The 25,605-nt window shown below is 69.4% G+C and carries 25 protein-coding genes; 14 read left to right on the forward strand and 11 right to left on the reverse strand.

Annotated features, from left to right (window positions below):
- Positions 1–59 precede the first annotated feature (59 nt).
- Positions 60–572, reverse strand: a complete 513-nt coding sequence (locus tag SLUN_RS22360; RefSeq protein ID WP_108150989.1) for an ATP-binding protein — start codon at positions 570–572, stop codon at positions 60–62.
- Positions 573–883: 311 nt separating this feature from the next.
- Here SLUN_RS22360 and SLUN_RS22365 point away from each other — a divergent pair, with 311 nt between their 5' ends.
- From SLUN_RS22365 to SLUN_RS22390, 6 genes are all read left to right on the forward strand, one after another.
- Complete coding sequence (locus SLUN_RS22365) at positions 884–1,747, forward strand: Sco1979 family transcriptional regulator (RefSeq protein WP_175313383.1); 864 nt, start codon at positions 884–886, stop codon at positions 1,745–1,747.
- 59 nt (positions 1,748–1,806) lie between these two features.
- Positions 1,807–3,264 carry an aldehyde dehydrogenase family protein gene (locus tag SLUN_RS22370; protein WP_108150993.1) on the forward strand — a complete coding sequence of 486 codons (1,458 nt, stop codon included), beginning with the start codon at positions 1,807–1,809 and terminating at the stop codon, positions 3,262–3,264.
- 91 nt (positions 3,265–3,355) lie between these two features.
- Positions 3,356–3,892 (forward strand): DinB family protein, encoded by a 537-nt coding sequence (locus SLUN_RS22375; RefSeq protein WP_108150995.1) that lies wholly within the window; start codon positions 3,356–3,358, stop codon positions 3,890–3,892.
- Between the two features lie 101 nt (positions 3,893–3,993).
- A complete protein-coding gene (locus tag SLUN_RS22380; protein ID WP_108150997.1) occupies positions 3,994–4,635 on the forward strand; it encodes a PadR family transcriptional regulator in 642 nt (213 codons plus the stop codon).
- Between the two features lie 97 nt (positions 4,636–4,732).
- Positions 4,733–5,662, forward strand: coding sequence for an ATP-binding cassette domain-containing protein (locus SLUN_RS22385; protein ID WP_108150999.1), 930 nt, complete (start codon positions 4,733–4,735; stop codon positions 5,660–5,662).
- Positions 5,659–6,441 (forward strand): ABC transporter permease, encoded by a 783-nt coding sequence (locus SLUN_RS22390; protein WP_108151000.1) that lies wholly within the window; start codon positions 5,659–5,661, stop codon positions 6,439–6,441. Before SLUN_RS22385 ends, SLUN_RS22390 begins: the two co-directional genes overlap by 4 nt.
- Before the next feature lie 77 nt (positions 6,442–6,518).
- Here the strand turns inward: SLUN_RS22390 and gad are convergent, their stop codons facing one another.
- Positions 6,519–7,946 (reverse strand): glutamate decarboxylase, encoded by a 1,428-nt coding sequence (gad, locus tag SLUN_RS22395; protein ID WP_108151002.1) that lies wholly within the window; start codon positions 7,944–7,946, stop codon positions 6,519–6,521.
- A 46-nt stretch (positions 7,947–7,992) separates the two neighbouring features.
- Entirely contained in the window at positions 7,993–8,358 is a 366-nt protein-coding gene (locus SLUN_RS22400; protein ID WP_108151004.1) for a YbjQ family protein, read from the reverse strand.
- Positions 8,359–8,542: 184 nt separating this feature from the next.
- Between SLUN_RS22400 and SLUN_RS22405 the strand changes: the two genes are divergently transcribed.
- Positions 8,543–9,232 carry a DedA family protein gene (locus SLUN_RS22405; protein WP_108151006.1) on the forward strand — a complete coding sequence of 230 codons (690 nt, stop codon included), beginning with the start codon at positions 8,543–8,545 and terminating at the stop codon, positions 9,230–9,232.
- Positions 9,233–9,443: 211 nt separating this feature from the next.
- Here SLUN_RS22405 and SLUN_RS22410 read toward each other — a convergent pair whose 3' ends face one another.
- Positions 9,444–11,096: a threonine/serine exporter family protein gene (locus tag SLUN_RS22410; protein ID WP_108151008.1), complete on the reverse strand. Its 1,653-nt coding sequence runs from the start codon at positions 11,094–11,096 to the stop codon at positions 9,444–9,446.
- A gap of 136 nt (positions 11,097–11,232) precedes the next feature.
- Positions 11,233–11,727: an inorganic diphosphatase gene (locus tag SLUN_RS22415; protein ID WP_108151010.1), complete on the reverse strand. Its 495-nt coding sequence runs from the start codon at positions 11,725–11,727 to the stop codon at positions 11,233–11,235.
- Between the two features lie 86 nt (positions 11,728–11,813).
- Here SLUN_RS22415 and dacB point away from each other — a divergent pair, with 86 nt between their 5' ends.
- The 6 genes from dacB to folE all read left to right on the forward strand — a co-directional run bounded on the left by dacB (position 11,814) and on the right by folE (position 19,271).
- Positions 11,814–13,223, forward strand: coding sequence for a D-alanyl-D-alanine carboxypeptidase/D-alanyl-D-alanine endopeptidase (gene dacB, locus SLUN_RS22420; RefSeq protein WP_108151012.1), 1,410 nt, complete (start codon positions 11,814–11,816; stop codon positions 13,221–13,223).
- 67 nt (positions 13,224–13,290) lie between these two features.
- Positions 13,291–14,421: an Rv3626c family coenzyme F420 biosynthesis-associated protein gene (locus tag SLUN_RS22425; protein ID WP_108151014.1), complete on the forward strand. Its 1,131-nt coding sequence runs from the start codon at positions 13,291–13,293 to the stop codon at positions 14,419–14,421.
- 187 nt (positions 14,422–14,608) lie between these two features.
- On the forward strand, positions 14,609–15,706 hold the full coding sequence (gene tilS, locus SLUN_RS22430; RefSeq protein WP_108151017.1) for a tRNA lysidine(34) synthetase TilS: 1,098 nt from the start codon (positions 14,609–14,611) through the stop codon (positions 15,704–15,706).
- Between the two features lie 95 nt (positions 15,707–15,801).
- Positions 15,802–16,341, forward strand: coding sequence for a hypoxanthine phosphoribosyltransferase (gene hpt, locus SLUN_RS22435; protein ID WP_108154883.1), 540 nt, complete (start codon positions 15,802–15,804; stop codon positions 16,339–16,341).
- Positions 16,342–16,517: 176 nt separating this feature from the next.
- On the forward strand, positions 16,518–18,545 hold the full coding sequence (gene ftsH, locus SLUN_RS22440; RefSeq protein ID WP_108151019.1) for an ATP-dependent zinc metalloprotease FtsH: 2,028 nt from the start codon (positions 16,518–16,520) through the stop codon (positions 18,543–18,545).
- 120 nt (positions 18,546–18,665) lie between these two features.
- Positions 18,666–19,271, forward strand: a complete 606-nt coding sequence (gene folE, locus SLUN_RS22445) for a GTP cyclohydrolase I FolE (RefSeq protein WP_108151021.1) — start codon at positions 18,666–18,668, stop codon at positions 19,269–19,271.
- A 95-nt stretch (positions 19,272–19,366) separates the two neighbouring features.
- Here the strand turns inward: folE and SLUN_RS22450 are convergent, their stop codons facing one another.
- From SLUN_RS22450 to SLUN_RS22475, 6 genes are all read right to left on the reverse strand, one after another.
- A complete protein-coding gene (locus tag SLUN_RS22450) occupies positions 19,367–19,843 on the reverse strand; it encodes a DUF3180 domain-containing protein (protein WP_108151023.1) in 477 nt (158 codons plus the stop codon).
- Between the two features lie 48 nt (positions 19,844–19,891).
- The gene (folK, locus tag SLUN_RS22455) at positions 19,892–20,503 is read right to left on the reverse strand and encodes a 2-amino-4-hydroxy-6-hydroxymethyldihydropteridine diphosphokinase (protein WP_108151025.1); all 612 of its coding nucleotides are present in this window, start codon (positions 20,501–20,503) and stop codon (positions 19,892–19,894) included.
- Complete coding sequence (gene folB / locus SLUN_RS22460) at positions 20,500–20,859, reverse strand: dihydroneopterin aldolase (protein WP_108151026.1); 360 nt, start codon at positions 20,857–20,859, stop codon at positions 20,500–20,502. The genes folK and folB overlap by 4 nt, the downstream gene beginning before the upstream one ends.
- Before the next feature lie 193 nt (positions 20,860–21,052).
- Positions 21,053–21,499, reverse strand: a complete 447-nt coding sequence (locus tag SLUN_RS22465) for a nuclear transport factor 2 family protein (RefSeq protein ID WP_108151028.1) — start codon at positions 21,497–21,499, stop codon at positions 21,053–21,055.
- Positions 21,496–22,347, reverse strand: coding sequence for a dihydropteroate synthase (folP, locus tag SLUN_RS22470; RefSeq protein WP_108151030.1), 852 nt, complete (start codon positions 22,345–22,347; stop codon positions 21,496–21,498). The genes SLUN_RS22465 and folP overlap by 4 nt, the downstream gene beginning before the upstream one ends.
- A gap of 149 nt (positions 22,348–22,496) precedes the next feature.
- Positions 22,497–24,338 (reverse strand): phosphatidylglycerol lysyltransferase domain-containing protein, encoded by a 1,842-nt coding sequence (locus SLUN_RS22475; RefSeq protein ID WP_175264042.1) that lies wholly within the window; start codon positions 24,336–24,338, stop codon positions 22,497–22,499.
- Between the two features lie 144 nt (positions 24,339–24,482).
- On the opposite strand from SLUN_RS22475, the gene SLUN_RS22480 reads away from it, so the two are divergent.
- On the forward strand, positions 24,483–25,595 hold the full coding sequence (locus SLUN_RS22480; protein ID WP_108151034.1) for an alpha/beta hydrolase: 1,113 nt from the start codon (positions 24,483–24,485) through the stop codon (positions 25,593–25,595).
- Positions 25,596–25,605 lie beyond the last annotated feature (10 nt).

Genomic DNA, 25,605 nt, shown 5'->3' on the forward strand with positions numbered 1-25,605 from the left:
CAACACCGCGAGTGCGCGTGCCAGGCGTCGCGGGGCAGGCGGGACTTCCAAAACACGCCCTAGCCCAGGCGGAACAGCGCCCAGACCACCTTGCCGTGCAGCGTCCCGGCGAGCGGGTGCCAGCCCCAGCTGTCGCTGAAGGAATCCACCAGGAACAGTCCGCGGCCCGACTCGGCCGCGCCACAGGGGTCGGGAAAAGGGGCGTCGTCGCTCTCGCCGGCCCCGGCCCCGGGGCCGGCATGGCTGGGATCGCGCACCGCGCACACCAGCCGGCTCGTCCAGCGCATCAAGTGCAGCCGGACGGGCGGTTCCTGACTCTCCCGTGGAGTGTCCGCGGGCAGCGCGTGCCGCAGCGCGTTGGTGACGAGTTCGGAGACGACCAGCGCGACATCGTCGAAACGGTCGCTCAGATCCCACTGGCCGAGCGTCGCCTTGGTGAACTGCCGTGCTCCGCGCACCGCTTCGAAGCGGGCAGGCAGAGCGCACGAGGCGGAGCTGGAGACCGCTGCGGGATCGATGGGGGGAAGCCCCTGCCGTAACGGCTCGAGCATGGTCGATCCATTCGTCCCCATGCGAGGCACTCCCAGGAATCGCGGCTGTGACGCTACAACACGAACGAGCACGCAGGTGCGCGAGGACCATGGTTCCGAATGCGTAGAGCAGATGCAAGGGCAGATGCACGTGCACGCGCCGGACCTGTCCGCCCCCGTGCCGGTTCTTGCTCATTTCTTCCCTCAATCTCTTTCGCGCCCTCCCCAAGGGCTTCTCGTTTCCGTAATCGAACGAGTACGCGCTGAAGCGTTTTGATGGCAGAATCCCGGGTCTCGGGGTTCGGGGGTCCCCCGGGAGTCAGACAGTCGGAGCGATGTGGAGGGCGGGAGTCGTGACCGCAGGCGAGTCGAGCGGTTCCGTGGTGCGGCGCATCCTGTTGGGCTCGCAGCTGAGGCGGCTGCGGGAATCGCGAGGCATCACTCGTGAGGCGGCCGGGTACTCGATCCGCGCATCCGAATCCAAGATCAGCCGCATGGAGTTGGGACGGGTGAGCTTCAAGGCGCGGGACGTCGAGGATCTGCTGACGCTCTACGGAGTCGCCGACGAAGCGGAACGCGGGTCACTGCTGGGCCTCGCCAAGGAGGCCAATGTCGCGGGGTGGTGGCACAGCTACGGCGATGTGCTGCCCGGCTGGTTTCAGACATATGTGGGGCTGGAAGGCGCCGCCTCGCTCATCCGTATCTATGAAGTGCAGTTCGTGCACGGCCTGCTGCAGACCGAGGCGTACGCCCACGCCGTCGTCACCCGCGGTATCCCCGACGCCCCCCGCGCCGAGATCGACCGCCGGGTCGCGCTCCGGCTCGAGCGCCAGAAGGTCCTCGTCTCCGAGCGCGCGCCACGCTTGCACGCCGTGCTCGACGAGGCCGCGCTGCGCCGCCCCTATGGTGACCGTGCCGTGATGCAGGGCCAGCTGAGGCATCTGATCGAGGTCTCCGAGCAGCCGAACGTCACGCTGCAGGTGATGCCGTTCAGCTTCGGCGGGCACGCCGGCGAGAGCGGCGCCTTCACCATGCTGCGCTTCCCGGAGTCCGATCTCTCAGACATCGTCTATCTGGAGCAGCTCACCAGCGCGCTGTATCTGGACAAGCGCGAAGAGGTCGCCCTGTACGAACGGGTGATGACGCGGCTCCACGAGGACAGCCCGGATCCGGCCGAGAGTCGTGACCTTCTCCGTGGTCTACTCCAACTCACCTGAAACGCAAGTACGATGACATGACATCAGGCATCTGCTTCTGCAGTAAGGAATCGGATCACATGTCCTTCTTCACCGAGCTGGCCCACCAGTACATCGATGGCGAGTGGAGGCCCGGCAGCGGCTCCTGGGACATCATCGATTTCAACCCGTACGACGGGGAGAAGCTGGCCTCGATCCAGGTGGCCACCGTGGCGGAGGTGGACCAGGCGTACCGCGCCGCCGAGCGTGCGCAGGTCGGCTGGGCCGCCACCAATCCGTACAGCCGCCGACTGGTCTTCGAGCGTGCCCTGCGCATCATCGAGGACCGCGAGCAGGAGATCACCGAGGCGATCATCGCGGAGCTCGGCGGCACGCATCTGAAGGCGGCCTTCGAGCTGCACCTCGTCAAGGAGTTCCTGCGCGAGGCGGTGCAGCTGGCGCTGCGGCCCGAGGGCCGGATCCTGCCCTCGCCGATCGACGGCAAGGAGAACCGCGTCTACCGCCTGCCGGTCGGCGTCGTGGGTGTCATCAGCCCCTTCAACTTCCCCTTCCTGCTGTCGGTCAAGTCGGTCGCGCCGGCCCTGGCGCTCGGCAACGCCGTGGTGCTCAAGCCGCACCAGAACACGCCGATCTGCGGCGGATCCCTGGTGGCCAAGGTCTTCGAGGACGCGGGCCTGCCCGCCGGACTGCTGAACGTCGTCATCACCGACATAGCCGAGATTGGCGACGCGCTGATCGAGCACCCGGTGCCGAAGGCGATCTCCTTCACCGGCTCGGACAAGGTGGGGCAGCACGTCGCCACCGTCTGCGCGGCGAACTTCAAGCGCGCCATCCTCGAACTGGGCGGCAACAGCGCCCTGATCGTGCTGGACGACGCCGATGTCGACTACGCGGTGGACGCGGCGGTCTTCAGCCGCTTCGTGCACCAGGGCCAGGTCTGCATGGCCGCCAACCGCATCCTGGTGGACCGGTCGGTGGAGAAGGAGTTCACCGAGAAGTTCGTCGCCAAGGTCAGGACCCTGAAGGTCGGCGACCCGGCGGACCCGACGACCCACATCGGCCCGCTCATCAACTCCACGCAGGCCGACGCGGTCACCTCGCTGGTCGAGGCGACCGTCGAGGGCGGCGCGACCGCGCTGCTGCGCGGCAGCGCCGAGGGCAATCTGGTGGGCCCGTCCGTGCTGACCGGCCTGGCGGACGACTCGCCGATCCTGTCGCAGGAGATCTTCGGCCCGGTGGCGCTCTTGGTGCCGTTCGACGGGGAGGACGAGGCGGTCAGGATCGCCAACGAAACTCCGTACGGCCTGAGCGGCGCCGTACACACCGGTGATGTCGAGCGCGGTGTACGGATCGCCCAGCGGATCAACACGGGCATGATCCACATCAACGACAGCACGGTCCACGACGAGCCGATCGTCCCCTTCGGCGGCGAGAAGCACTCCGGCAGCGGACGGCTGAACGGCGAGTCGATGATCGAGGCCTTCACCACCCAGAAGTGGATCTCGGTGCAGCACGGCCGCTCGCAGTTCCCGTTCTGACTTTCCGCGTTGCGGACAGAAGGTGTCCGCAAGTCTCCGTAGGTTGGCTGTTGTCAGGACGGCACAGCCAAGCTCCGGAAGGGCGGACACCATGGTCACTCACGTTCCCGCAGAGGCTCAGGGCGACGAGCGTGGCGCGCTCCTCTCCTTCGTCGAGGCGCAGCGCGGTGCGATCCGCCGCTCGGTGCTGGGCCTGACCGAGGAGCAGGCGGCGAGCCGCCCGAGCGCCAGCGAGCTCTCGCTCTCCGGGCTGCTCAAGCATGTCGCGGAGACGGAGCTGAACTGGCTGCGGATGGCGCAGCAGAAGCCGAACGAGAAGGCGCGCACCCGGGAGACCTGGGGCGACAGCTTCCGTCTCGTCGGGGACGAGACGGTCCCGGGGATGCTTGCCTTCTGGGACTCGGTGGCCAAGGAGACCGAGGACTTCATCCACTCGGTGCCCAGCCTGAATGACACCTTCCCGTTGCCTCCCGCACCCTGGTTCCCCAAGGACGGCGCGGTGTCGATGCGCTGGCTGCTGCTGCACCTGGTCGAGGAGATCGGCCGGCACGCGGGCCACGCGGACATCATCCGCGAATCGCTGGACGGCAAGGGTGCCTTCGACCTGATCGCTCTCGAGCGGGGATGACGTCCGAGGGCCTGTCGTGTGGATCAGGCCCGCACGTGCGCCCGGCAGGATCCGAAGGACACCTGGGCCGTGTCTGAAAGACACGGCCTAACCTGGACCGCATGTCAGCGATCCGTTTGCTCGTGCTCGGTGCCGTCCGCATGCACGGGCGGGCCCACGGCTATCAGGTGCGCAACGACCTGGAGTACTGGGGCGCCCACGAGTGGTCCAACGCCAAGCCCGGCTCGATCTATCACGCGCTGAAGCAGATGGCGAAGCAAGGACTGCTGCACGCCCACGAGATCGCGCCCTCCACGGCCGGCGGGCCGCCGCGTACCGAGTACGAGATCACCGAGAAGGGGACCGAGGAGTACTTCGGGCTGCTGCGGGAGTCCCTGACGACCTACGACCAGAAGATGGACGTGCTCTCGGCGGGGATCGGCTTCATCGTCGATCTGGAGCGGGAGGAGGCCGTGGCGCTGCTGAAGGAGCGGGTGCGCGGCCTGCGGGAGTGGCGGTCGTCGGTGACCGACTACTACACGCCCGAGGACGGGCCCGAGTCGATCGGGCACATCGGCGAGATCATGAACCTGTGGGTCTCCTCCGCCGACTCGGGCGCGGAATGGACGCAGGGCCTGATCCGGCGGATCGAGGCCGGGGCGTACACCTTCGCGGGGGAGGGCGATCCCTTTGTCGGCGTCCTCGCGGAGGGCGAGGAGAACCCGTACGCGACGGGTGAGCCGCACGCGGGAGATCGACTCTAATCAAGTTTGACTAATCATGGATCCTGGGTTACCTTCGAGTGCGTAGTCAAGTTTGACTACTCGTTTCATGGGTGCGGTGAGCGTGCGGAGGAGACGTATGACGGACGCGATCGTCATAGAGGGTGCGCGGAAGCGGTACGGGGAGAAGCAGGCCCTGGACGGGCTGGATCTGGTGGTGGAGCGCGGCACGGTGCACGGGGTGCTCGGGCCCAACGGGGCGGGGAAGACCACCGCCGTACGCATCATGGCCACGCTGCTGCGGCACGACGAGGGCGTGGTGCGGGTGGCCGGCCGCGATGTACGGACCGAGGCGGCCGAGGTGCGGCGGCGGATCGGGCTGCTCGGGCAGCACGCCGCGGTCGACGAGAAGCTCAGCGGCCGGCAGAACCTGGAGATGTTCGGGCGGCTCTACCACCTGGGCGCGCGGCGGGCGGGCGTCCGGGCGGACGAGCTGCTCGAGCGGTTCGGGCTCGCGGACACCGGACGCAAGGCGGTCGAACAGTACAGCGGCGGGATGCGCAGGCGGCTCGATCTGGCGGCCTCGCTGATCACCGAGCCCGAGGTGCTGTTCCTGGACGAGCCGACGACGGGTCTCGACCCGCGCGGGCGGGCGGAGGTCTGGAGCGCGGTGCGCTCGCTGGTCGGCGGCGGCACGACCGTGCTGCTGACCACGCAGTATCTGGAGGAGGCCGACCAACTGGCCGACCGTATCTCGGTGATCGACTCCGGGCGGGTCGTCGCGGGCGGCACGGCCGACGAGCTGAAGGCCAAGGTCGGGGGCGACCGGATCGACGTCGTCCTGCGCGACGCGGCGGGGCTGGGCCTCGTCGCGACGCTGTTGCCGGGCGGGGCGACGGTCGACGAGGACCGGCGGCTGATCAGCGCACCCGTCAGTGACCGCATGGCCGCGCTCACCGAGACCGTACGGGCGCTGGAGACGGCCGGGGTCGAGGCGGAGGACATCGTGCTGCGCCGCCCCACTCTCGACGAAGCCTTTCTGCATCTCACGAAGGAGGGCGTGGCATGAGTACGACGCTGAGCTGGGCGGTCACGGATTCCTGGACCATGACCCGGCGCGAACTCGCGCACTGGGCGCGGCAGCCGGTGCAGGTCGTCGTCGGTCTGGTCTTCCCGGTGATGCTGCTGCTGATGTTCGGCTATCTCATCGGCGGCGGACGGGGCGTCGAGGGCGAGTACGTCGGCTTCCTGGTGCCCGGCATGCTGGCGCTGACCATGGCCTTCGGCCTGGAGTCGACGATGCTGGCGGTCACCCAGGACCTGGGCAAGGGGGTCATCGACCGGTTCCGCTCGATGCCGATGGCGTCGTCCGCGGTGCTGGTCGGGCGGAGCGTTGCGGACATGCTCCAGTCGGCGGTCAGCGTGGTCGTGATGATCGGGGTCGGATACGCGATCGGCTGGCGCTGGCACGGATCGTTCGGGGCGCTGCTGGGGGCCGTGGGGCTGCTGCTTCTGCTGCGCTTCGCGATGCTGTGGATCGGGATCTGTCTGGCGATGGTGGCGGGCAAGCCCGAGATGGTTCAGGCGGTGCAGATCCTGGTCTGGCCGATCGGCTTCCTCTCCAACGCCTTCGCGGCGCCGTCGTCGATGCCGGGCTGGCTGGGCGCGGCGGTCGAGTGGAACCCGCTGTCGGCGACAGCCACGGCTGTACGTGATCTGTCGGGCATCGCGGTGGACGGCTCGTGGACGGCGGAGCACGCGCAGTTGATGGCGGTGGCGTGGCCGTTGGTGCTGGTCGCGGTGTTCTTCCCGCTGGCGGTCGGGCGGTTCAGGCGTCTCAGTCACTGACATCAGGAGCTGAGCACGCGCCGGCGGTCGGGCGGTCACCGACTCATGGCGGCCGCCCACTCATGGCGGTCGGGCCGTCAGTGGTGGAAGGACGTCGCCGCGTGCGTGTCCGTCATGGGGTGCGGCTGGCCGCGCAGTTCCGGCATCAGCTTGTTCAGGTCCTCCAGCAGCAGCTCGGCGAGGTCGGCCGAGAAGCCGTTGCGGCAGACCATGCGCAGCACGGAGAGATCCTCGCGGTTCTTCGGGAAGGTGTACGCGGGCACCAGCCAGCCGTGTTCGCGCAGCCGCCGTGAGACGTCGAAGACATCGAAGTTCCGTACGCCGGGGGCGGTGGTGAAGGCGAACACGGGCAACTCGTCGCCACGGGTGAGGAGTTGGAAGTCGTCCAGGGCGTCGATCCGTTCCGCGAGCCCGCAGGCGATGTCCCGGGAGGTCTGCTGGACGGCCCGGTAGCCCTCCCGCCCCAGCCGCAGGAAGGTGTAGTACTGAGCGACGACCTGCGCGCCGGGACGCGAGAAGTTGAGGGCGAAGGTGGGCATGTCACCGCCCAGATAGTTGACCCGGAAGACCAGTTCCTCGGGCAGCTCGGCGGGCGAGCGCCACAGCGCCCAGCCCACCCCGGGATAGACCAGGCCGTACTTGTGTCCCGAGGTGTTGATCGAGGAGACCCGCGGCAGCCGGAAGTCCCAGACCAGCTCCTCGTCGATGAACGGCGCGACCATCGCGCCGGACGCGCCGTCGACATGGACGGGGATGTCCAGTCCGGTGCGCTCCTGGAGGGCGTCCAGGGCCGCGCAGACCTCGGCGACGGGCTCGTAGGACCCGTCGAAGGTGGAGCCGAGCACGGGCACGACGCCGATGGTGTTCTCGTCGCAGAGATCGGCGGCGGCCTGCGGATCGAGATGGAAGCGGTCGCCCTCCATGGGGACGAGCCGTGCCTCGACCTCCCAGAAGTTGCAGAACTTCTCCCAGCAGACCTGGACGTTGATGCCCATCACCAGATTCGGCCGTGCGGTGGCGGGGTAGCGGTCGCTGTTGCGCTGCGCCCAGCGGCGCTTGAGCGCCATCCCGGCGAGCATGCAGGCCTCGCTCGAGCCGGTGGTCGAGCAGCCGACCACGGTGGCGGGGTCCGGGGCGTTCCAGAGGTCGGCGAGCATGGCCACACAGCGCCGCTCCAGCTCGGCGGTGCGCGGATACTCGTCCTTGTCGATCATGTTCTTGTCCCGGCACTCCGCCATCAGCAACCCGGCCTGCGGCTCCATCCAGGTGGTGACGAAGGTGGCGAGGTTGAGCCGGGAGTTGCCGTCGAGCATGAGCTCGTCATGGACCAGCCGGTACGCGGTCTCGGGCGTCACCGGGCCGTCGGGAAGCCGGTGCTTCGGCGGGGCCGAGGCCATTCCGCTGACCGGGTTGGTCGCCCCGTAGAAGGGATTGACGGAGAGTCTGCGCAGCTCCTGTTCGTCGGCCGAGCCCTCGGCGCCCGTTTGACCCTTGTGGAGTGCCATCAGTCTCTCCGCGTTCCTCGACAGGTGGGAAGGGGGTGGGAGTGCGTCAGACGCGGGCGATCACGACGGCCGTGCCGTACGCACAGACCTCCGTGCCCACATCCGCCGCTTCCGTCACATCGAAGCGGAACATGAGCACCGCGTTCGCGCCACGCGACCGCGCCTGCTCCACCAGCCGTTGCATCGCCTGGTTACGGGTCTCGACCAGGGTCTTGGTCAGCCCCTTCAGCTCACCGCCGACCATCGACTTGAGGCCGGCGCCGATCTGGCTGCCCAGATGGCGCGAGCGCACCGTGAGGCCGAAGACCTCGCCGATGACCTCCTGCACCTGGAATCCGGGTACGTCGTTCGTGGTGACCACCAGTACGTCGGACTGCGGCCCCTGCCCGCCGCCGTAATCCTCGATGCCCATCTGTGTCCACCTTCCGTACGGCTGTGAACACACAGCTTTGTCCCAGACTGAGCACAGTGCATCCCGGGCGGGCCGGTGGAACGTGGAGTGGCCGCGATCCGTTGATAGCTTTGGGTGGCCGACCACGCCGGATCGACGGCCGAATCGACGATCGACCGACTATCGACTCAGGAGCCCGGACCTCGTGACTACCCTTGCGCTCGGACCGAGCTGGCTGGACCCGGACTACCTGATCACGACGTTCGGCCTCATCGGGGTCCTGGTCATTGTCTTCGCCGAGTCCGGCCTGCTCATCGGCTTCTTCCTGCCGGGTGACTCGCTGCTGTTCACCACCGGTCTGCTGGTGACGACCGGGACGCTGAACGAGCTCCCGCTGTGGGCGGTGTGCGCGCTGATCGTGCTCGCGGCCATCGTCGGCGACCAGGTCGGCTATCTCTTCGGCCGCAAGGTCGGCCCCTCGCTGTTCAAGCGCCCCGACTCCAGGCTCTTCAAGCAGGAGAACGTCGAGAAGGCGCACGACTTCTTCGAGAAGTACGGCCCCAAGTCGCTGGTCCTGGCCCGCTTCGTGCCCATCGTCCGTACGTTCACGCCGATCATCGCCGGTGTGAGCCGGATGAACTACCGCTCGTTCATCACCTTCAACGTCATCGGCGGCACGCTCTGGGGCGCGGGCGTCACGCTGCTCGGCGCCGGGCTCGGCAAGATCGAGTTCGTCCGCCACAACATCGAGGCGATCCTGATCCTGATCGTGCTGATCTCGGTCGTCCCGATCGCGATCGAGTTCCTGCGGGCCCGCTCCAAGAACAGGAAGGCGGCCGCCGGACCGGCCGACGATGTGCCCCCGTCCCAGCGCGGCCGGCACGCCAAGCGCTGACCGTCGACGCCCCGCCGGGCTACTGGGCCCTGTCCTAGGGCGCGTTTGAGAAGTCCCGCCTGCCCCGCGGCGCCTGGCACGCGCACTCGCGATGTTGTCGGAGTCGCCCAAGTACGTCCAGTACGAGGGCGATCCTCCGCCTTGCGATTGCACGCACCAGACGCCGCAGGGCCCGCCCTCCGGGCGGACGGCGCTACTTCTCAAACACGCCCTAGAAGCCGCGCGTCCGCTTGGCCGCGCGGCGGCCGCCCGCACCCTCGGCGGCGCGCACCCTGAGGAACAGCCGGGAGATCTCCCCGCCCAGGTTCACGCCGATCGCGATGGCCAGCGCCAGAGCGGCCGCCTTGCTCAGTGAGGCGAGGCCGGTGTTCAGATTCCCCCTGGCGATCTCCAGCAGCCCGAAGTACGTCGCGCTACCGGGCAGCAGTGGCCCGATCGCCGCGGTGACGTACGGCAGGGCGGACGCGAACCGGTAGCGCGAGAGCATCTGTCCGAACAGGCCCACCAGGCCGGCGGCCACGGCCGTCGCGGCGACCGGCGGAACATTCGCGGTGTCCGCGAGCGCCGCGTACACCACCCAGGCGACCCCGCCCATGAAGGTCACCAGCCACACGGTGTTGCGCTCCTGCTGCAGCAGTACGGCGAAACAGAGCGACAGCGCCATCGCCGCCAGCGTCTGGATCACCGGCCGCTCCACGCTGTGGATGGCGGTCTCCGGGTTGAGGCCCGCGTCCAGCGCGATGCCCAGGTACAGCACCGTCAGCACGCCGACGACGATGCCGACGATGAGGTAGCCGACCTCGAGCAGCCGGGCGGCCGCGGTGATGTAGAAGCCCGTCAGACCGTCCTGCACACCGGCGACCAGCGCCCGCCCCGGGATCAGCGCGAACAGCCCACCGGTGATCACCGCGGAGGCGCGTACGTCCAGGGGCGACAGAGTCAGCGCGACGCCCATCGCGGCCGGCGGCATGGCCGCCGCGACGAACTGGTAGAACTCCGGCAGTCCGCGCCCCGCGCACAGCCAGGCCAGCCGGTCGCCGAGCATCGCGCTGATCGCCGCCGCCAGGAACACCAGCACATCGCCGCCGACCAGCACGGACGCCGCTCCGGCCAGCAGACCGCCGGCCGAGGTCAGCGCCCAGCCGGGGTACGGGTGCCGGTTGCGCCGCATCTCCGCGAGCCGCCGGTAGGCCTCCTCCAGCGAGATCTCCGTCTCCTCGGAGCTGATGTCGTGGACCAGGCGGTAGACGGCAGCCAGCCGGGTGTAGTCGGTGGCCCGGCGCCGTACCGTCCGGTTCGCCGTGACCGGGTCGTCGACCAGCGACGGCTGGTACGTGATCGACAGCAGGGTGAAGGTGACGGTCGGCTCGCAGCGGTCGAGGCCGTACGAGCGCGAGACGGCGAACATGGCCGCCTCGACGTCCTCGGCGCCCTCACCGCCCGCGAGCAGCAGCTCGCCGATACGCAGCGTCAGGTCCAGCACGCGCGGCACCGCGGGACCGGCTTCGTCCTGCTTCTGCACGGCCTCGGGAACCGGCCGCTCGCCCACCGGCATCCGCAGCATCGCCCGCATCCGGTCCTGCCAGGGCGCGTCCTTGGTGAGCCGGACGACGGGAATGCCGTGTGCGGGGGTGAAGGCGGGCGGCGAGGTCCTGGCGCTGTAGGTGCGGGGCGGGGCGAACGCGGATCCTTCCGGCTCGGCCGCCGCGTCGGTGGCCATCCCGGCCGGAACGGCGAACTCCGAGGACGGATGGTCCTCCTCGGGGGCCTCCGGCGCTCCCACCCCTTCCGGCGGGGTGAAGGCGCTGTGCGCCTCGTCGGACTGAGGCTTCCGGTCCTCCGGACCCTCGGGCTCCGCCACCACGTGCCTGTCCTCGCTCCCTCTCGTGTCGCCGCGTCAGCTCAGTATGGGCATGGATGTCCGGGCACACACGAGGCGGGCGGGGCCCCCCATGGTGCCCCGCCCGCCTCGCATCAGGTACTACGCGCTCAGCGCGAGCTCAATGTGCGCCGCCCTGTGCCTCGAGGCGCTTGTAGGAGGCCTCGATCTCCGCCTCGGCCTCGGTGCGGCCTACCCAGTTCGCGCCCTCGACGGACTTGCCGGGCTCCAGGTCCTTGTAGACCTCGAAGAAGTGCTGGATCTCCAGGCGGTCGAACTCGGACACGTGGTGGATGTCGCGCAGGTGCTCCACACGCGGGTCGGAGGCAGGCACGCAGAGAAGCTTGTCGTCGCCGCCCGCCTCGTCCGTCATCCGGAACATGCCGATGGCGCGGCACTTGATGAGGCAGCCGGGGAAGGTGGGCTCGTCAAGGATGACCAGCGCGTCCAGCGGGTCGCCGTCCTCGCCGAGGGTGTTCTCGACGAAGCCGTAGTCGGCCGGGTAGCTGGTCGAGGTGAAGAGTCGACGGTCCAGGCGGATCCGACCGGTCTCGTGGTCCACCTCGTACTTGTTCCGCGAACCCTTCGGGATCTCGATGGTGACGTCGAACTCCACGGGTGGCTCCTCCATGATCAACACATACGTCTGGTGGTTAAGTGTCCCTCACGCAGATGTGTGATCGCGAAAGGGGTTGGTGCGAGGTGCCAGAGGTCAGGACGTGGCAGCTCGCCGCGGGCGCCGCCGTGGTCGGCCTCGCCCTCGCTGCCGGGGCGGTCGCCGCGGCGGGTCCCTGGGACTCCGGCCAGCGTAAGGCCGAGAGGGAGTGGGCGGCTGCCCAGAGCCCTTCGGGTGGTGCACATCACCAGGTCCCCGGGCCGAAGCGTCCAGCGCCAGCGCCGAGCGCCCCCGGAGTCCTCACCGCACTCGGCGCCCCGGCCACCGCGCCGGCGCCGGCCCCGGCCTCGGCGAGCGTCCCGGGCGATCTCGCCGAGGTGCTCGCCCCGCTCCTCGGCGACCCCGGGCTCGGACCGGTCCGTACGGCGTCGGTCGTCGAGGTCGCGACGGGCAGGCGGCTGTACGAGCACGGGGCCGCGGACCCGATGACGCCGGCCTCCACCATCAAGATCGCCACCTCGGCCGCGGCCCTCTCGGCGCTCGGCCCCGACCACCGCATCCCCACCACGGTCGTCGTCTCCAAGGACGGCGAGGAGCTCACCCTCGTCGGCGGCGGCGACCCCACCCTCGGCAGGGCCGCTCTGGGCACGCTCGCCGACCGTACGGTGCGCGCCCTGCGCGACCGCGGGACCGGCACCGTCCGCCTGACGTACGACACCTCGCTCTACTCGGGCACCAGTCGCCACCCCATCGGCCCCAACGGAAACCTCGCCCCGGTCAGCGCGCTGATGGTCGGCCAGGGGCGGATCAACCAGACGGCCACCGGCTACGCCACACGCACCGGCGACCCGGCGGGCGACGCCGCCCGCACCTTCGAGCGGCTGCTGTCCGAGCGCGGCGTCGACACCTCGGCCACCCCCTCCCCCGGCCGGCCCGCCGCCGGGTCCAAGCCTCTCGCCAAGGTCCTCTCCGCCCCGCTCTCGGCCCTCGTCGAGCAGGCGCTGACCAACAGCGACAACGACATCGCCGAGGCCCTCGCCCGCCAGACCGCGCTCGCGACGGGCGAGGAGGCGAGCTTCCGGGGCGCCGAGCGCGCCGTCACCAAGCAACTCGCCAAGCTGAAGCTCCCGTTGACGGGCGCGCGCTTCGCCGACGGCAGCGGACTGAACCGCGCGGACAAGCTTTCCGCGGGCCTGCTGACCGCCCTGCTGGCCCTCGCCGCCGACCCCGCCCACCCCGAACTGCGCCCGGTCCTGACAGGCCTTCCGGTCGCCGGCTTCAGCGGCACCCTGCACGGCCGGTACGGCGGCACCTCGCCCGGCACCGGCCTGGTCCGCGCCAAGACGGGCACCCTCACCGGCGTCAACGCCCTCGCCGGCACGGTCGTTGCCCCGGACGGACGCCTCCTCGCCTTCGCTTTCCTGGCCGGGAACACCCCCTCGGCGACTGCCGCCGAACCCGCACTCGACCGGCTGGCAGCGGCCCTCGCTTCGTGAGGCGCCCGGCCAACCGGCGGGTTCCAACACCTCACCGCTGCCGGAGCCGACAACGTACGGTTGACGCATGACGAGCATCGGTGGTGCCGAGATGGTCGACTGGAACCTCGCTGTGGCGACCGCGACCCGCTTCGTGCGGCCGGGCCCCGACGTGAGCCGGGACGAGGCGCGTGCCGTCGTCGCCGAGCTGCGGCGGCATGCCAAGGCCTCCGAGGAGCATGTGCGCGCGTTCACCCGGATGATCCCGGAAGGATCCCAGCCACAGGACACCCCCGTCCTCGTCGTGGACCGGGCGGGCTGGGTCAGGGCGAACGTCGCGGGTTTCCGCGAGCTGCTCAAGCCACTGCTGGACAAGATGCAGGAGCGCCGCTCGGGCAGCCCCGGCGGCGCGCTGGTCGGCGCGGTCGGCGGCAAGGTGACCGGCGTCGAGCTCGGCATGCTGCTGTCGTTCCTGGCCTCGCGGGTCCTCGGGCAGTACGAGACCTTCGCGCCCGCCACCCGCGAGCTGCCCGCGGGCGGGCACGGCGGCGGACGGCTGCTGCTCGTCGCCCCGAACATCGTCCATGTCGAGCGTGAACTCGAAGTCGACCCGCACGACTTCAGGCTCTGGGTCTGTCTGCACGAGGAGACCCACCGCACCCAGTTCACCGGTGTGCCGTGGCTGCGGGACCATCTCGAGGGCGAGATCCAGTCATTTCTCGGTGAGACCGAGGTGGACCCCATGACCGTTCTCGAACGGTTCCGGGAGGCTGCCCAGTCGCTGTCCGGCGCCCGCCCCGAGGGCGAGGAGAACGAGAGCGGCCGCTCCATCGTCGAGCTGGTGCAGACCCCCGCCCAGCGCGAGATCCTCAGCCGGCTGACGGCCGTGATGTCACTGCTCGAAGGCCATGCCGACTACGTGATGGACGGCGTCGGACCCGATGTCGTGCCGTCCGTCGCCGAGATCCGGGAGAAATTCCAGCAGCGCAGGGCACGTGGCGCGAGCCGCCTCGACCAGGCGCTGCGCAAGCTCCTGGGGCTCGACGCCAAGCTGCGCCAGTACCGCGACGGCGAGCGCTTTGTGCGGTCGGTGGTCGAGGGGGTCGGTATGGATGGATTCAATCGGGTCTGGACATCTCCGAACACGCTGCCCACCAAGGCGGAGATCGCCAAACCGGCGGACTGGATCGCGCGGGTGCACCGTAAAGCAGAGTCGTGAGCGGGAGGCGTCCGACGGCAGATGGACGCCCCTCTAATCACCCATCCGAGGGACCGTAGGCAATGGGTAGGCGTGCAATGCTCGGGTATCGGCCCGGTTCTGTCACCATCGACGCACTCTGAGTGACTGAACCTCCCGTACGACTCCGGCCGAGGCACCCCCCAACTTTCCACGAAGGGCACCGGACATGGGTCCCCATCCTGCGGTCGCGGCGATACGCCTGGCGGTCCGCCGCGTACTCCACGACGTACTCACCGAACACTCCGACCGTGTCGCGCGCTCCGTGGGCGCGGCCTCCTCCTCCGCGTCTGCCGCGTCCTCCGCGCGCTCCTCCTCCGCGACCCACCCGTTCCATCCCGCCTCAGCAGGCGAGCAGCCGCTCGTCCTCGTGGCGTGCTCCGGCGGCGCCGACTCGATGGCCCTTGCCTCCGCCCTCGCCTTCGAGGCGCGCAAACTCTCCGTCCGCGCCGGCGGCATCACCGTCGACCACGGCCTCCAGCCCGGCTCCGACCTCCGCGCCGGCGAAGTCGTCGCCCGCCTCACCGCGATGCAGCTCGACCCCGTCGAAGCCTTCGCCGTGCGGGTCGGCCGCGAGGGCGGCCCCGAGGCCGCGGCCCGCGATGCCCGCTACGCCGCCCTCGACGAGGCCGCCGAGCGCCACGGCGCCGTGGCCGTCCTGCTCGGCCACACCCGCGACGACCAAGCGGAAACCGTCCTGCTCGGTCTTGCCCGCGGCTCCGGCATCCGCTCGCTCTCCGGAATGGCGGCCGTCTCGGGGGCGGCCGGCCGTTACCGCCGCCCCTTCCTCCAGATCGACCGGCAGACCGCCCGCAAGGCCTGCATGGTCCAGTCGCTGCCCGTCTGGGACGACCCGCACAACGCCGACCCGGCCTACACCCGCTCGCGGCTGCGCCACGAGGGGCTGCCCGCCCTTGAGAAGGCACTCGGCAAGGGCGTCGTCGAGGCCCTGGCGCGTACCGCACAGCTCTCCCGTGACGATGCCGACGCCCTGGACACCTGGGCCGCTGACGTGGACCCCTCCGTGCGCGACGACGCCGGGCAGCTGGAGTGCGCGAAGCTGTACTCACTGCCGCCCGCCGTCCGCCGCCGGGTGCTGCGCCGGGCCGTCATCGAGGCCGGTGCACCCGCAGGTTCGCTCTTCGCCCGGCATGTCGAGGAAGTCGACCGGCTGATCACGGGCTGGCGCGGTCAGGGAACCATCAATCTGCCCGGCCGGGTCGAGGCGCGGCGGCAGGGTGGCAGACTGGTCATCCGGCAAGGCTGACGCAGCCGCAGCGAATGCGAACGGCTGTGTCTATCCGGGGGACGACCCCCGGACCCCCGGCTAAACAGAAAGCGACGCGGGTGAACGAGAAGGACATGGGCGCCGACCTCCAGTCGGTGCTCATCACCAAGGAAGAGATCGACGCGAAGCTGGTTGATCTGGCCGCGAAGATCGACGCGGAGTACGCGGGCAAGGACCTCCTCCTCGTCGGTGTCCTCAAGGGCGCGGTCATGGTGATGGCGGACCTTGCGCGCTCGCTGGCCACCCCCGTCACGATGGACTGGATGGCGGTGTCGTCCTACGGCGCGGGCACCCAGTCCTCGGGCGTGGTCCGGATCCTCAAGGACCTGGACACCGACATCAAGGGCAAGCACGTCCTGATCGTCGAGGACATCATCGACTCCGGCCTGACGCTCTCCTGGCTGCTGTCGAACCTCGGTTCGCGCGAGCCGGCCTCCCTCGAGGTCTGCACCCTGCTGCGTAAGCCGGATGCCGCAAAGGTCGCGATCGACGTGAAGTGGATCGGCTTCGACATCCCGAATGAGTTCGTCGTCGGCTATGGGCTGGACTACGCGGAGAAGTACCGCAACCTGCCTTTCGTCGGCACGCTCGCGCCGCACGTGTACGGCGGCTGACCCCACCGGGAACCCCAGACCCCGTCCCGCCGTTGGAGCATGCGGAGGGCGGGTTTGTCAGCCGTACCGTGCGGTCGCGGTGACGATGCTGAGGTACCGTCCGAAGAACAGTCTTTTCTCACACAGCAGCATTTACCTACGGGCAGGAGGGACGGGGCGATTTCCGCCCCGTATGGATGGACGTGAAGCGATACTTCCGTGGGCCGGTCATGTGGATCGTGCTGGCCGTCCTCGCCGTGGTCGTGTTGATGCAGGTCGTCGGCTCGTCCGGCGGCTACAAGACGGTGGACACCGGCGAGGTCGTCCAGGCGATCGACAAGAACCAGGTCGACCAGGTCAAGCTGACCACAGGCGACGAACAGATCATCAAGGTCGACCTCAAGGACGGCCAGAAGGTCAAGGGCAGCGACAAGATCCAGGCCAGCTACATCGGCACCCAGGGTGCCGACCTGGCCGAGAAGCTGCAGACGAAGTTCGAGAGCGGCGACATCAAGGAGGGCTACACGGTCTCGCCGTCGAAGCAGTCCCCCTTCGTGTCGATCCTGCTCTCACTGCTGCCCTTCGTTCTGATCGTCGTGGTCTTCCTCTTCCTGATGAATCAGATGCAGGGCGGCGGCTCCCGAGTCATGCAGTTCGGGAAGTCCAAGGCCAAACTGCTCACCAAGGACACCCCGAAGACGACCTTCGCCGATGTGGCCGGTGCCGACGAGGCCGTCGAGGAGCTCTACGAGATCAAGGAGTTCCTGCAGGAGCCGGCCAAGTTCCAGGCTGTCGGCGCCAAGATCCCGAAGGGTGTGCTGCTGTACGGCCCGCCCGGTACGGGCAAGACGCTGCTCGCTCGCGCTGTCGCGGGCGAGGCGGGCGTTCCGTTCTACTCCATCTCCGGTTCCGACTTCGTCGAGATGTTCGTCGGTGTCGGTGCCTCCCGAGTGCGTGACCTCTTCGAGCAGGCCAAGGCGAACGCGCCGGCGATCGTCTTCGTCGACGAGATCGACGCCGTCGGCCGGCACCGCGGCGCCGGTATGGGCGGCGGTCACGACGAGCGCGAGCAGACGCTGAACCAGCTGCTCGTCGAGATGGACGGCTTCGACGTGAAGGGCGGCGTCATCCTGATCGCCGCCACCAACCGGCCGGACATCCTCGACCCGGCGCTGCTGCGCCCGGGCCGGTTCGACCGGCAGATCGCGGTCGACCGTCCGGACATGCAGGGCCGTCTGGAGATCCTCAAGGTCCACCAGAAGGGCAAGCCGGTCGCTCCGGACGTCGACCTGGGTGCCGTCGCCCGGCGTACGCCGGGCTTCACGGGTGCGGACCTGTCGAACGTGCTGAACGAAGCCGCGCTGCTCACCGCGCGCAGCAACAAGAAGCTGGTCGACAACCACTCTCTGGACGAGGCGATCGACCGTGTCGTGGCGGGCCCGCAGAAGCGGACCCGGATCATGTCGGAGAAGGAAAAGAAGATCACCGCGTACCACGAGGGCGGTCACGCCCTGGTCGCGGCGGCTTCACCGAACTCCGACCCGGTCCACAAGATCACGATCCTGTCCCGTGGACGGGCGCTCGGTTACACCATGGTCCTGCCGGACGAGGACAGGTACTCCACCACGCGCAATGAAATGCTCGACCAGCTGGCTTACATGCTGGGCGGGCGCGCGGCGGAGGAGCTCGTCTTCCACGACCCGACCACCGGTGCTGCCAACGACATCGAGAAGGCCACGGCCACGGCCCGCGCGATGGTCACGCAGTACGGCATGACCGAGCGGCTCGGCGCGATCAAGTTCGGCGGCGACAACAGCGAGCCGTTCCTCGGCCGTGAGATGGGCCACCCGCGCGACTACTCGGAAGAGGTTGCCGCGCTGGTCGACGAAGAGGTCAAGAAGCTCATCGAGACCGCGCACAACGAGGCCTGGGAGATCCTCGTCGAGAACCGCGACGTTCTCGACAACCTGGTCCTCCAGCTGCTCGAGAAGGAGACGCTGAACAAGGAGCAGATCGCCGAGGTCTTCTCGACGATCGTGAAGCGCCCGGCCCGCCCGGCGTGGACCGGCTCCTCACGGCGTACACCCTCCACGCGGCCGCCGGTGCTCTCACCGAGGGAGCTGGCGCTGACCAACGGCGCCAGTAACACCAACGGTGCGCTGCCGACGGATGCTGCCCCGGCTCCCGCCATAGAGGCGGTCCCGGAGGAGCGCCCGGAGAGCTGATCACTGCCGGAGCTCTGGTCACACAGGGGCCCGGAATGGATGCCGCGTCCCCCAGGTTTTAGCCTGGGGGACGCGGCATTCTCGTATGCACGCAGGCGAGAGCACAGGAACGAGGCACAGATGACCGACCCGGTGACGCTGGACGGCGAAGGCACGATCGGCATATTCGACGAGAAGCGGGCCGAGAACGCCGTACGCGAACTCCTCATCGCGGTCGGAGAGGACCCGGACCGCGAGGGCCTTCGGGAGACGCCGAGTCGTGTGGCGCGTGCGTACAGGGAGATATTCGCGGGCCTGTGGCAGCAGCCCGAGGACGTCCTGACGACGACGTTCGACCTCGGTCACGACGAGATGGTCCTGGTGAAGGACATCGAGGTGATGAGCTCGTGCGAGCACCACCTCGTCCCGTTCCACGGGGTCGCGCACGTCGGCTACATCCCGTCGGCCGACGGCAAGATCACCGGCCTTTCGAAGCTGGCCCGCCTCGTCGACGTCTTCGCCAGGCGGCCGCAGGTGCAGGAGCGGCTGACGACGCAGATCGCCGACTCGCTGATGCAGATACTGGAGCCGCGCGGCGTGATCGTGGTCGTCGAGTGCGAGCACATGTGCATGACCATGCGCGGGGTGCGCAAGCCCGGCGCCAAGACGATCACCTCGGCGGTACGGGGACAGCTGCGGGACCCGGCGACGCGGGCTGAGGCGATGAGCCTGATCATGGCGCGCTGACCCGTCCCCGCCGGGTCGCGTACGTCATCCCGGTTACCGTCGATTCTTCGCGTCTTCGCGCGCGGCGTCGGCGGGGGCCGGTGGTTTCCCGCGGATCAGGCCGGCGTGGCGTTCTCGTCTTCGTCCTCGGGGAGTTTGCAGACCCGCTCCAGGAAGAACGCCGCCGCGATCACCCCGATGCCCGCGGCCACCGAGAGGCCCGCATAGATCGCCTGGTCCCTGCGCGCCGGAATGTCCAGGGAGCCCAGCAGAAACACGCCCGTACCGCCGTACATCCCGGACACCAGCGCCGCCACCAGCGCGCTCGCCTGGCCGAAGACCACCGCGCGCGCCGCCATCAGCGGCTCGACGCCCTTCGCACCGGGGCGCCGCTCGCGCTGCGCCCGCAGCCGGGAGCGCAGTGAGAGCGCGGTCGCGGTGAGGACGACGGCGATCACCGCCAGCACGATGGGCGCGGCCAGCGGCACGCTCGGCAGGGTGCCGAACGACTCCCAGAGGCGCGCGCCGCCCCAGCTGAGTATCCCGGCCACGGCGAAGAGACCGGCCAGTACCCCGAGCCGAAGCTGTTTCACCCAGCGCCCCTTACCTGTTGTGCCGTACGGACCCGATGAGCCTAACGACTACTCGGGCAGCCGGAGTTCCAGGTCGGCGCGGGGAAGCACGCCGTCCTGGCCGACTCCGGCCAGCAGCTGCGCGACCGGGCCGAGGCCCGGCAACTGGGCCTCCGGCTCCACGTCGTGCCACGGGGCGAGGACGAACGCGCGCTGGTGGGCGCGGGGGTGGGGGAGGGTGAGCGCCGGATCGTCGGAGACGACATCCGCGTACGCCACGATGTCGACGTCGATGGTGCGCGGGCCCCAGCGCTCTTCGCGGACCCGGTCGAAGGCCTCTTCGATGGCCTGGCCGCGCTCCAGCAGGGAGGACGGGGGCAGGGTGGTCTTGATCACGACCACCGCGTTGTAGTACGAGGGCTGGCTGCCGGGCTCGACGCCCCACGGCTCCGTCTCGTACACCGGGGAGACGGCCTTGACCCGCAGGCCCGGGGTGTCCTCCAGGGCGTCGATGGCGCCCTGGAGCGTCTCCAGGCGGTTGCCCAGGTTGGAGCCGAGGGCGATCACGGCCCGTTTCGGATTGGAGAGGGTGACATCTGCCGCGTCGACCTGCTCCATCACGGAGGCGGGCACCGGCTGCACGGTCGGGTCGCTCTGCGTCCCGTTGGAGAACACGGTCATACTCGGCTCCGGGTGATCGTGATGGTCACGTCGTCGAAGGGCACGGTGATCGGGGCGTCGGGCTTGTGGACGACCACCTCGACCTCCTCCACGCCGTCGTGCTTGAGGCACTGCTGGGCGATCCGCTCCGCCAGCGTCTCGATCAGGTCGACGGGCTCGCCCTCGACGACCGCGACGACCTCCTCCGCCACAATGCCGTAGTGCACGGTCTTCGCCAGGTCATCGCTGGCCGCCGCGGGGCGGGTGTCGAGGCTCAGCACCAGGTCGACGATGAAGGTCTGGCCCTCCTCGCGCTCCCTGGGGAAGACGCCATGGTGCCCGCGGGCCTTGAGGCCGCGCAGCGCGACACGATCCACGCGAATCACTCCTGCTGTTGTAGGTCTTGCGGGCACACAGCCGCGTGCGGGCGGCTCGCTGTCCACCATCGAATCTACCTGCGGGCACCGACAGTGCTCGCCCACGGGGGCTATGGACAGGAGCCCGGCGAGGCTGGTAGCCGCCCCTACCCGGGGGCCCGGATTCCGAACCCCTCAAGGCCCGCCTACCCACTTACGAGGGGCTCTCGTCGTCCTCTTCGTCGTCGTCTTCCGCCAGGACGGGTGATCCGTGATGTGACCAGATCTTCCATCCGTCCGATGTGCGGCGAAACACATTGGTGGCCACGACGAGCTGCCCGACGAGCGGCCCCAGCCCGCCGCTCTCCTCGGCCGGGCCGCCGCTGAGGATGTTCTCGGTGCAGGTCACCACGGCGGTGTCGTCGGCGAGGCTCACCCTCACATCGGTGAGGAAGAACTGAATGTACTCGGTGTTCGCCATGATCAGGGCGTACGAGCGGAGCACCTCGCCGCGCCCCGAGAGCACAGGCCAGCCCGGGTGGATGCAGGAGATCTCGTCCTCGAGCCAGAGGGCGGAGAGCTCCTCGAAGTCACCGCGCTCCATGGTCTCGTAGAACGTGGTGTTGGCCTCTTCGACCAGTTCTACGTCGGTACGGCTCACCGGGCGGCCTCGACGGCCCGCGCGACCCGTACGGCGTCGGCCGTCGCCCGTACTTCGTGGACCCGTACCGCCCACGCACCCTCGTGCGCCGCGATCGCGGAGACCGCGGCGGTGGCGGCGTCCCGCTCCCGGGCGGGCGGCGGTGCGCCCTCCTTCGCAAGGACGTGGCCGAGGAACCGCTTCCGGGATGCGGCGACCAGCACGGGGCGGCCCAGCGCGCGGAGTTCGCGGAGGTGGGCGACGAGGGCGAGGTCGTGCTCGGCCTGCTTGGCGAAGCCGAGGCCGGGGTCGATGACGAGGCTCTCGGGCGCGATGCCGCCCGCGACGACGGCGTCGATGCGCTCACGCAGCTCGGCGACGACTTCGCGGACCACGTCCGCGTACACGGCGCGGCTGTTCATGTCCTGGCTGAAACCGCGCCAGTGCATGACGACGAAGGGGACACCGGCCGCGGCGACGGCCGGGACCATGCGGGGATCGGCGAGGCCGCCGCTGACGTCGTTGACGAGCACCGCGCCGGCCCCGACGGCGTGCTCGGCGACGGAGGCGCGCATGGTGTCCACGGAGACGGTGACGCCTTCGGCCGCCAGGCCGCGTACGACGGGAACGACCCGCCGCAGCTCCTCGTCCTCGTCGACCCGGCTGGCGCCCGGCCTGGTGGACTCGCCGCCGACGTCGACGAGGTCGGCGCCCTCGGTGACGAGCTCGAGGCCGCGCTTGACCGCGGCCGTGGTGTTGAACCAGCGGCCGCCGTCGGAGAAGGAATCGGGCGTCACATTGACGACCCCCATGACCGCACAGCGATCCCACTCCGGCAGGCCGCTGGCCGTGCCCCGCAACGTACTCATACGCCCAGCCTAGGCCGTGTCTGACAAATGGCGCCGTCCGCCCGCAGGGCGGGGTGCGCCATGTGTCAGACACGGCCCAGGGCCCGTGGGACCGCACCGCGGTCACGACCGGGAGCCGGGAGCCCCGACCGGCCCCCGACCGGCTGCCCTCAGGCCGCGCGGATCTCGTGCTCCGCCGTGTGGATCGTCATGTGGGCGCAGGGGCGCTGCTGGCGGGCCGGGCGCCGGCGGGGGAAGAGGCGGGGGAGGGCGACGTTCACAAAGCCCTCCGCCTGCATCGCGGCGAGACCTATCCGCGGCAGGTCCCGCGTCTTGCGGAAGACCACGAAGCGAGGCTCCCAGCGCGGCTGGAACTTGGCGTTGAACTTGTACAGCGACTCGATCTGGAACCACCGGGAGAGGAAGACGAGCAGCCCGCGCCACATCCGCAGCACCGGTCCCGCGCCGATCTTCTCTCCGCGGGCGAGCGCCGAGCGGAACATCGCGAAGTTGAGGGAGACCCGCTCGATCTTCAGGCCGGGGGAGGCCTGCAGCGCCGCGACGATCAGCAGTTCGTTCATGCCGGGGTCGGCGGCACGGTCGCGGCGCATCAGCTCCAGGGACATGCCGTCCGTACCCCACGGGACGAAGTGGATGATCGCCTTCACATCGCCGTACGGGCCGGTCTCCGAGCCCTCGTCCGCCTTGTGCGCGGTGGCGATCACCGCGTCGCCGTCGGACGGGTCGCCGATCCGGCCGAGCGCCATGGAGAACCCGCGCTCGGTGTCGGTGCCGCGCCAGTCGGCAGCGGCCCGCCGGATCTGCTCCAGCTCCAGGTCGGAGAGATCACGGGCGCGCCGTACCCGGGTTTCGTAGCCATTGCGCTCGATGCGCTTCACCATCTGGCGTACGTTCCGCATCGCGCGCCCGGTCAGGGAGAAATCCGCGACGTCCACCACCGCCTCGTCACCCAGCTCCAGCGCGTCCAGACCGGTCTCCCGGGTCCAGACCTCGCCGCCGGTCTCCGAGCAGCCCATCACCGCGGGGGTCCAGGAGTGCGCCTTGGCCTCGTCCATGAAGCGCTCGATGGCGCCCGGCCAGGCCTCGACGTCGCCGATCGGGTCGCCACTGGCGAGCATCACGCCGGAGACCACGCGGTAGGTGACGGCGGCCTTGCCGCTCGGTGAGAAGACCACGGCCTTGTCGCGGCGGAGCGCGAAGTGCCCGAGCGAGTCCCGGCCGCCGTGCCGGGTCAGCAGGTCGCGCAGTCGGCCCTCGTCGTCCTCGGTGAGGCGCGCGGCCGGGTGCTCGGGGCGGAAGGCCAGATAGATGGTGGTGACGGCGGTCAGCAGGCCGAGCGCGCCGAGCGAGTAGCCGACGGTCCAGGACACCCGGCCGACGTAGTCGACGGGGCCCTCGAAGCCGAACAGGCCGTACAGGACGTGCTCGAGGCGGTCGGTGAGACTGGGGCTGCCGACGACCTTGCCAGGGTGCGCGCTGACGATGACCAGGCCGAGGCCGAGGGAACCGGCGCCCATGAGAATGAAGTTGGCGAGCGCCTTCCAGCGGCTGCGCGGGTCGGGCAGCGCGGCGAACTCACTCCGGTGGCGCAGGAGCAGCGCGAGCAGCGCCAGCGACACCAGTGCGCCGATGACCGAGTGCCGGTAGACGAACTGACCGACGGCCCCGACGGGCAGCAGAACCGCCGCCGCCCGCCAGGCGCGGCGCTTGTGGCGCTTGAGCCCGTGGGCGAGCAGCAGCAGCAGTACGCCGACGCTGAGCGAGAGCGCCGCGGCGAACGGGCCGGTGGCCCCCGGCAGCACTTCGGCCAGCGAGTGCATCCGACTGTGCCGGAATCGGGGGAAGACCCCGGCGGCAATGTCGATCAGGCCGACGAGCGTGGCCGCCGTGCCGACCAGCGCAGGGACCGACTCCGGCCGGGGGCCGCGCAGCACGCGACGTACCCGATCCGGAACCAATCCAGATTTGTCCCCATCTACCGTTGCAGACATCGCTTCCCGTGGTTCCGCGAGAGATCCTTTGTCCGTGGGCCGCGTGTCGGGCTCCGGACGATTTGCGTTCTCTAGGACGGGACTTCCGGGGGGTGGGTTCACTCATTCTCAGGAAATTCTCAAGGAAGAAAGCTCACGCGACTCATGGGTCTGACCAGTAACAAAGTTCTGGCCTTGGCGGTCATCGCCGCCGTGCTGCTGTTCGCGGCCACGATCTGGCTCTGGCCGCGGCTGTCACGCAGCGGCTGGCGTGCCGTGACCGGGAGGATCGGTCTGCTGCTGGCGACCCAGTTCGCGCTCTTCGCCGCGGTCGGTCTCGCCGCCAACAATTCCTTCCTGTTCTACGGGTCTTGGGCCGACCTCTTCGGACAGCAGCAGGATCTGGGTGTGGTCGTGGACCACTCGGCCGACGGGAAGCGCATCAAGGTCGTCGGCACGCAGAAGCTGGATGTGCCGGGCGGCTCGCGGCCCTCGACGGGCGGTCAGATACAGAAGGTCGTCATCGCGGGCGAGAAGTCGAAGATTGACAGCCCCGCGTATGTCTATCTGCCGCCGGAGTATTTCCAGCCGAAATACAAGAAGAGTACATTTCCGGCATCTCTGGTACTGACCGGATATCCGGGGACCGCGGAGAACCTGCTCAAGGGGCTGAAGTACCCCAGGACGGCCTTCATGCAGGCCAGGGACGGCAAGATGCAGCCGATGATCCTGGTGATGATGCGGCCGACCGTCGCGCCGCCGCGGGACACCGAGTGCGTGGACGTACCCGGCGGGCCGAAGACCGAGACCTTCTTCGCCAAGGATGTGCCGAAGGCGATCTCGGAGACGTACCGCGTCGGGACCAAGCCGCGGAACTGGGGCTTCATGGGGAACTCCACGGGTGGCTACTGCGCCCTGAAGATCGCGCTGCACCACCCGGAGCAGTTCGGGGCGGCCGCGGGCCTGTCCCCGTACTACAAGGCCGCCGACGACCCGACGACCGGTGATCTCTTCCACGGCAACAAGAAGGAGAAGAGCCGGGCCAATCTGCTGTGGAGCCTGGACCACTTGCCGCAGGGCAAGTCGTCCTTCCTGGTCACCACGTCGAAGGAGGGCGAGGGAAACCTCAAGAGCACCCTGCAGTTCATCGACAAGGTGAAGTCGCCCGCGCGTGTCTCGTCGATCACGCTCGACAGCGGCGGGCACAACTTCAACACCTGGCGGCGCGAGATCCCGCCGGCCCTGGTGTGGATCAGCGGCAGGATCAGCGCTTCATAGTTGCCGACTC

The organism is Streptomyces lunaelactis (genome assembly GCF_003054555.1).
GTDB lineage: Bacteria > Actinomycetota > Actinomycetes > Streptomycetales > Streptomycetaceae > Streptomyces > Streptomyces lunaelactis.

Bases quoted from the DNA above. Each gene is read 5' to 3' on its own strand.
- SLUN_RS22360 (WP_108150989.1), bottom strand. From the start codon at position 572: ATGGGGACGAATGGATCGACCATGCTCGAGCCGTTACGGCAGGGGCTT.
- SLUN_RS22370 (WP_108150993.1), top strand. From the start codon at position 1,807: ATGTCCTTCTTCACCGAGCTGGCCCACCAGTACATCGATGGCGAGTGG.
- SLUN_RS22375 (WP_108150995.1), top strand. From the start codon at position 3,356: ATGGTCACTCACGTTCCCGCAGAGGCTCAGGGCGACGAGCGTGGCGCG.
- SLUN_RS22380 (WP_108150997.1), top strand. From the start codon at position 3,994: ATGTCAGCGATCCGTTTGCTCGTGCTCGGTGCCGTCCGCATGCACGGG.
- SLUN_RS22385 (WP_108150999.1), top strand. From the start codon at position 4,733: ATGACGGACGCGATCGTCATAGAGGGTGCGCGGAAGCGGTACGGGGAG.
- SLUN_RS22390 (WP_108151000.1), top strand. From the start codon at position 5,659: ATGAGTACGACGCTGAGCTGGGCGGTCACGGATTCCTGGACCATGACC.
- gad (WP_108151002.1), bottom strand. From the start codon at position 7,946: ATGGCACTCCACAAGGGTCAAACGGGCGCCGAGGGCTCGGCCGACGAA.
- SLUN_RS22400 (WP_108151004.1), bottom strand. From the start codon at position 8,358: ATGGGCATCGAGGATTACGGCGGCGGGCAGGGGCCGCAGTCCGACGTA.
- SLUN_RS22425 (WP_108151014.1), top strand. From the start codon at position 13,291: ATGACGAGCATCGGTGGTGCCGAGATGGTCGACTGGAACCTCGCTGTG.
- tilS (WP_108151017.1), top strand. From the start codon at position 14,609: ATGGGTCCCCATCCTGCGGTCGCGGCGATACGCCTGGCGGTCCGCCGC.
- hpt (WP_108154883.1), top strand. From the start codon at position 15,802: ATGGGCGCCGACCTCCAGTCGGTGCTCATCACCAAGGAAGAGATCGAC.
- ftsH (WP_108151019.1), top strand. From the start codon at position 16,518: ATGGACGTGAAGCGATACTTCCGTGGGCCGGTCATGTGGATCGTGCTG.
- folE (WP_108151021.1), top strand. From the start codon at position 18,666: ATGACCGACCCGGTGACGCTGGACGGCGAAGGCACGATCGGCATATTC.
- folK (WP_108151025.1), bottom strand. From the start codon at position 20,503: ATGACCGTGTTCTCCAACGGGACGCAGAGCGACCCGACCGTGCAGCCG.
- folP (WP_108151030.1), bottom strand. From the start codon at position 22,347: ATGAGTACGTTGCGGGGCACGGCCAGCGGCCTGCCGGAGTGGGATCGC.
- SLUN_RS22475 (WP_175264042.1), bottom strand. From the start codon at position 24,338: ATGTCTGCAACGGTAGATGGGGACAAATCTGGATTGGTTCCGGATCGG.
- SLUN_RS22480 (WP_108151034.1), top strand. From the start codon at position 24,483: ATGGGTCTGACCAGTAACAAAGTTCTGGCCTTGGCGGTCATCGCCGCC.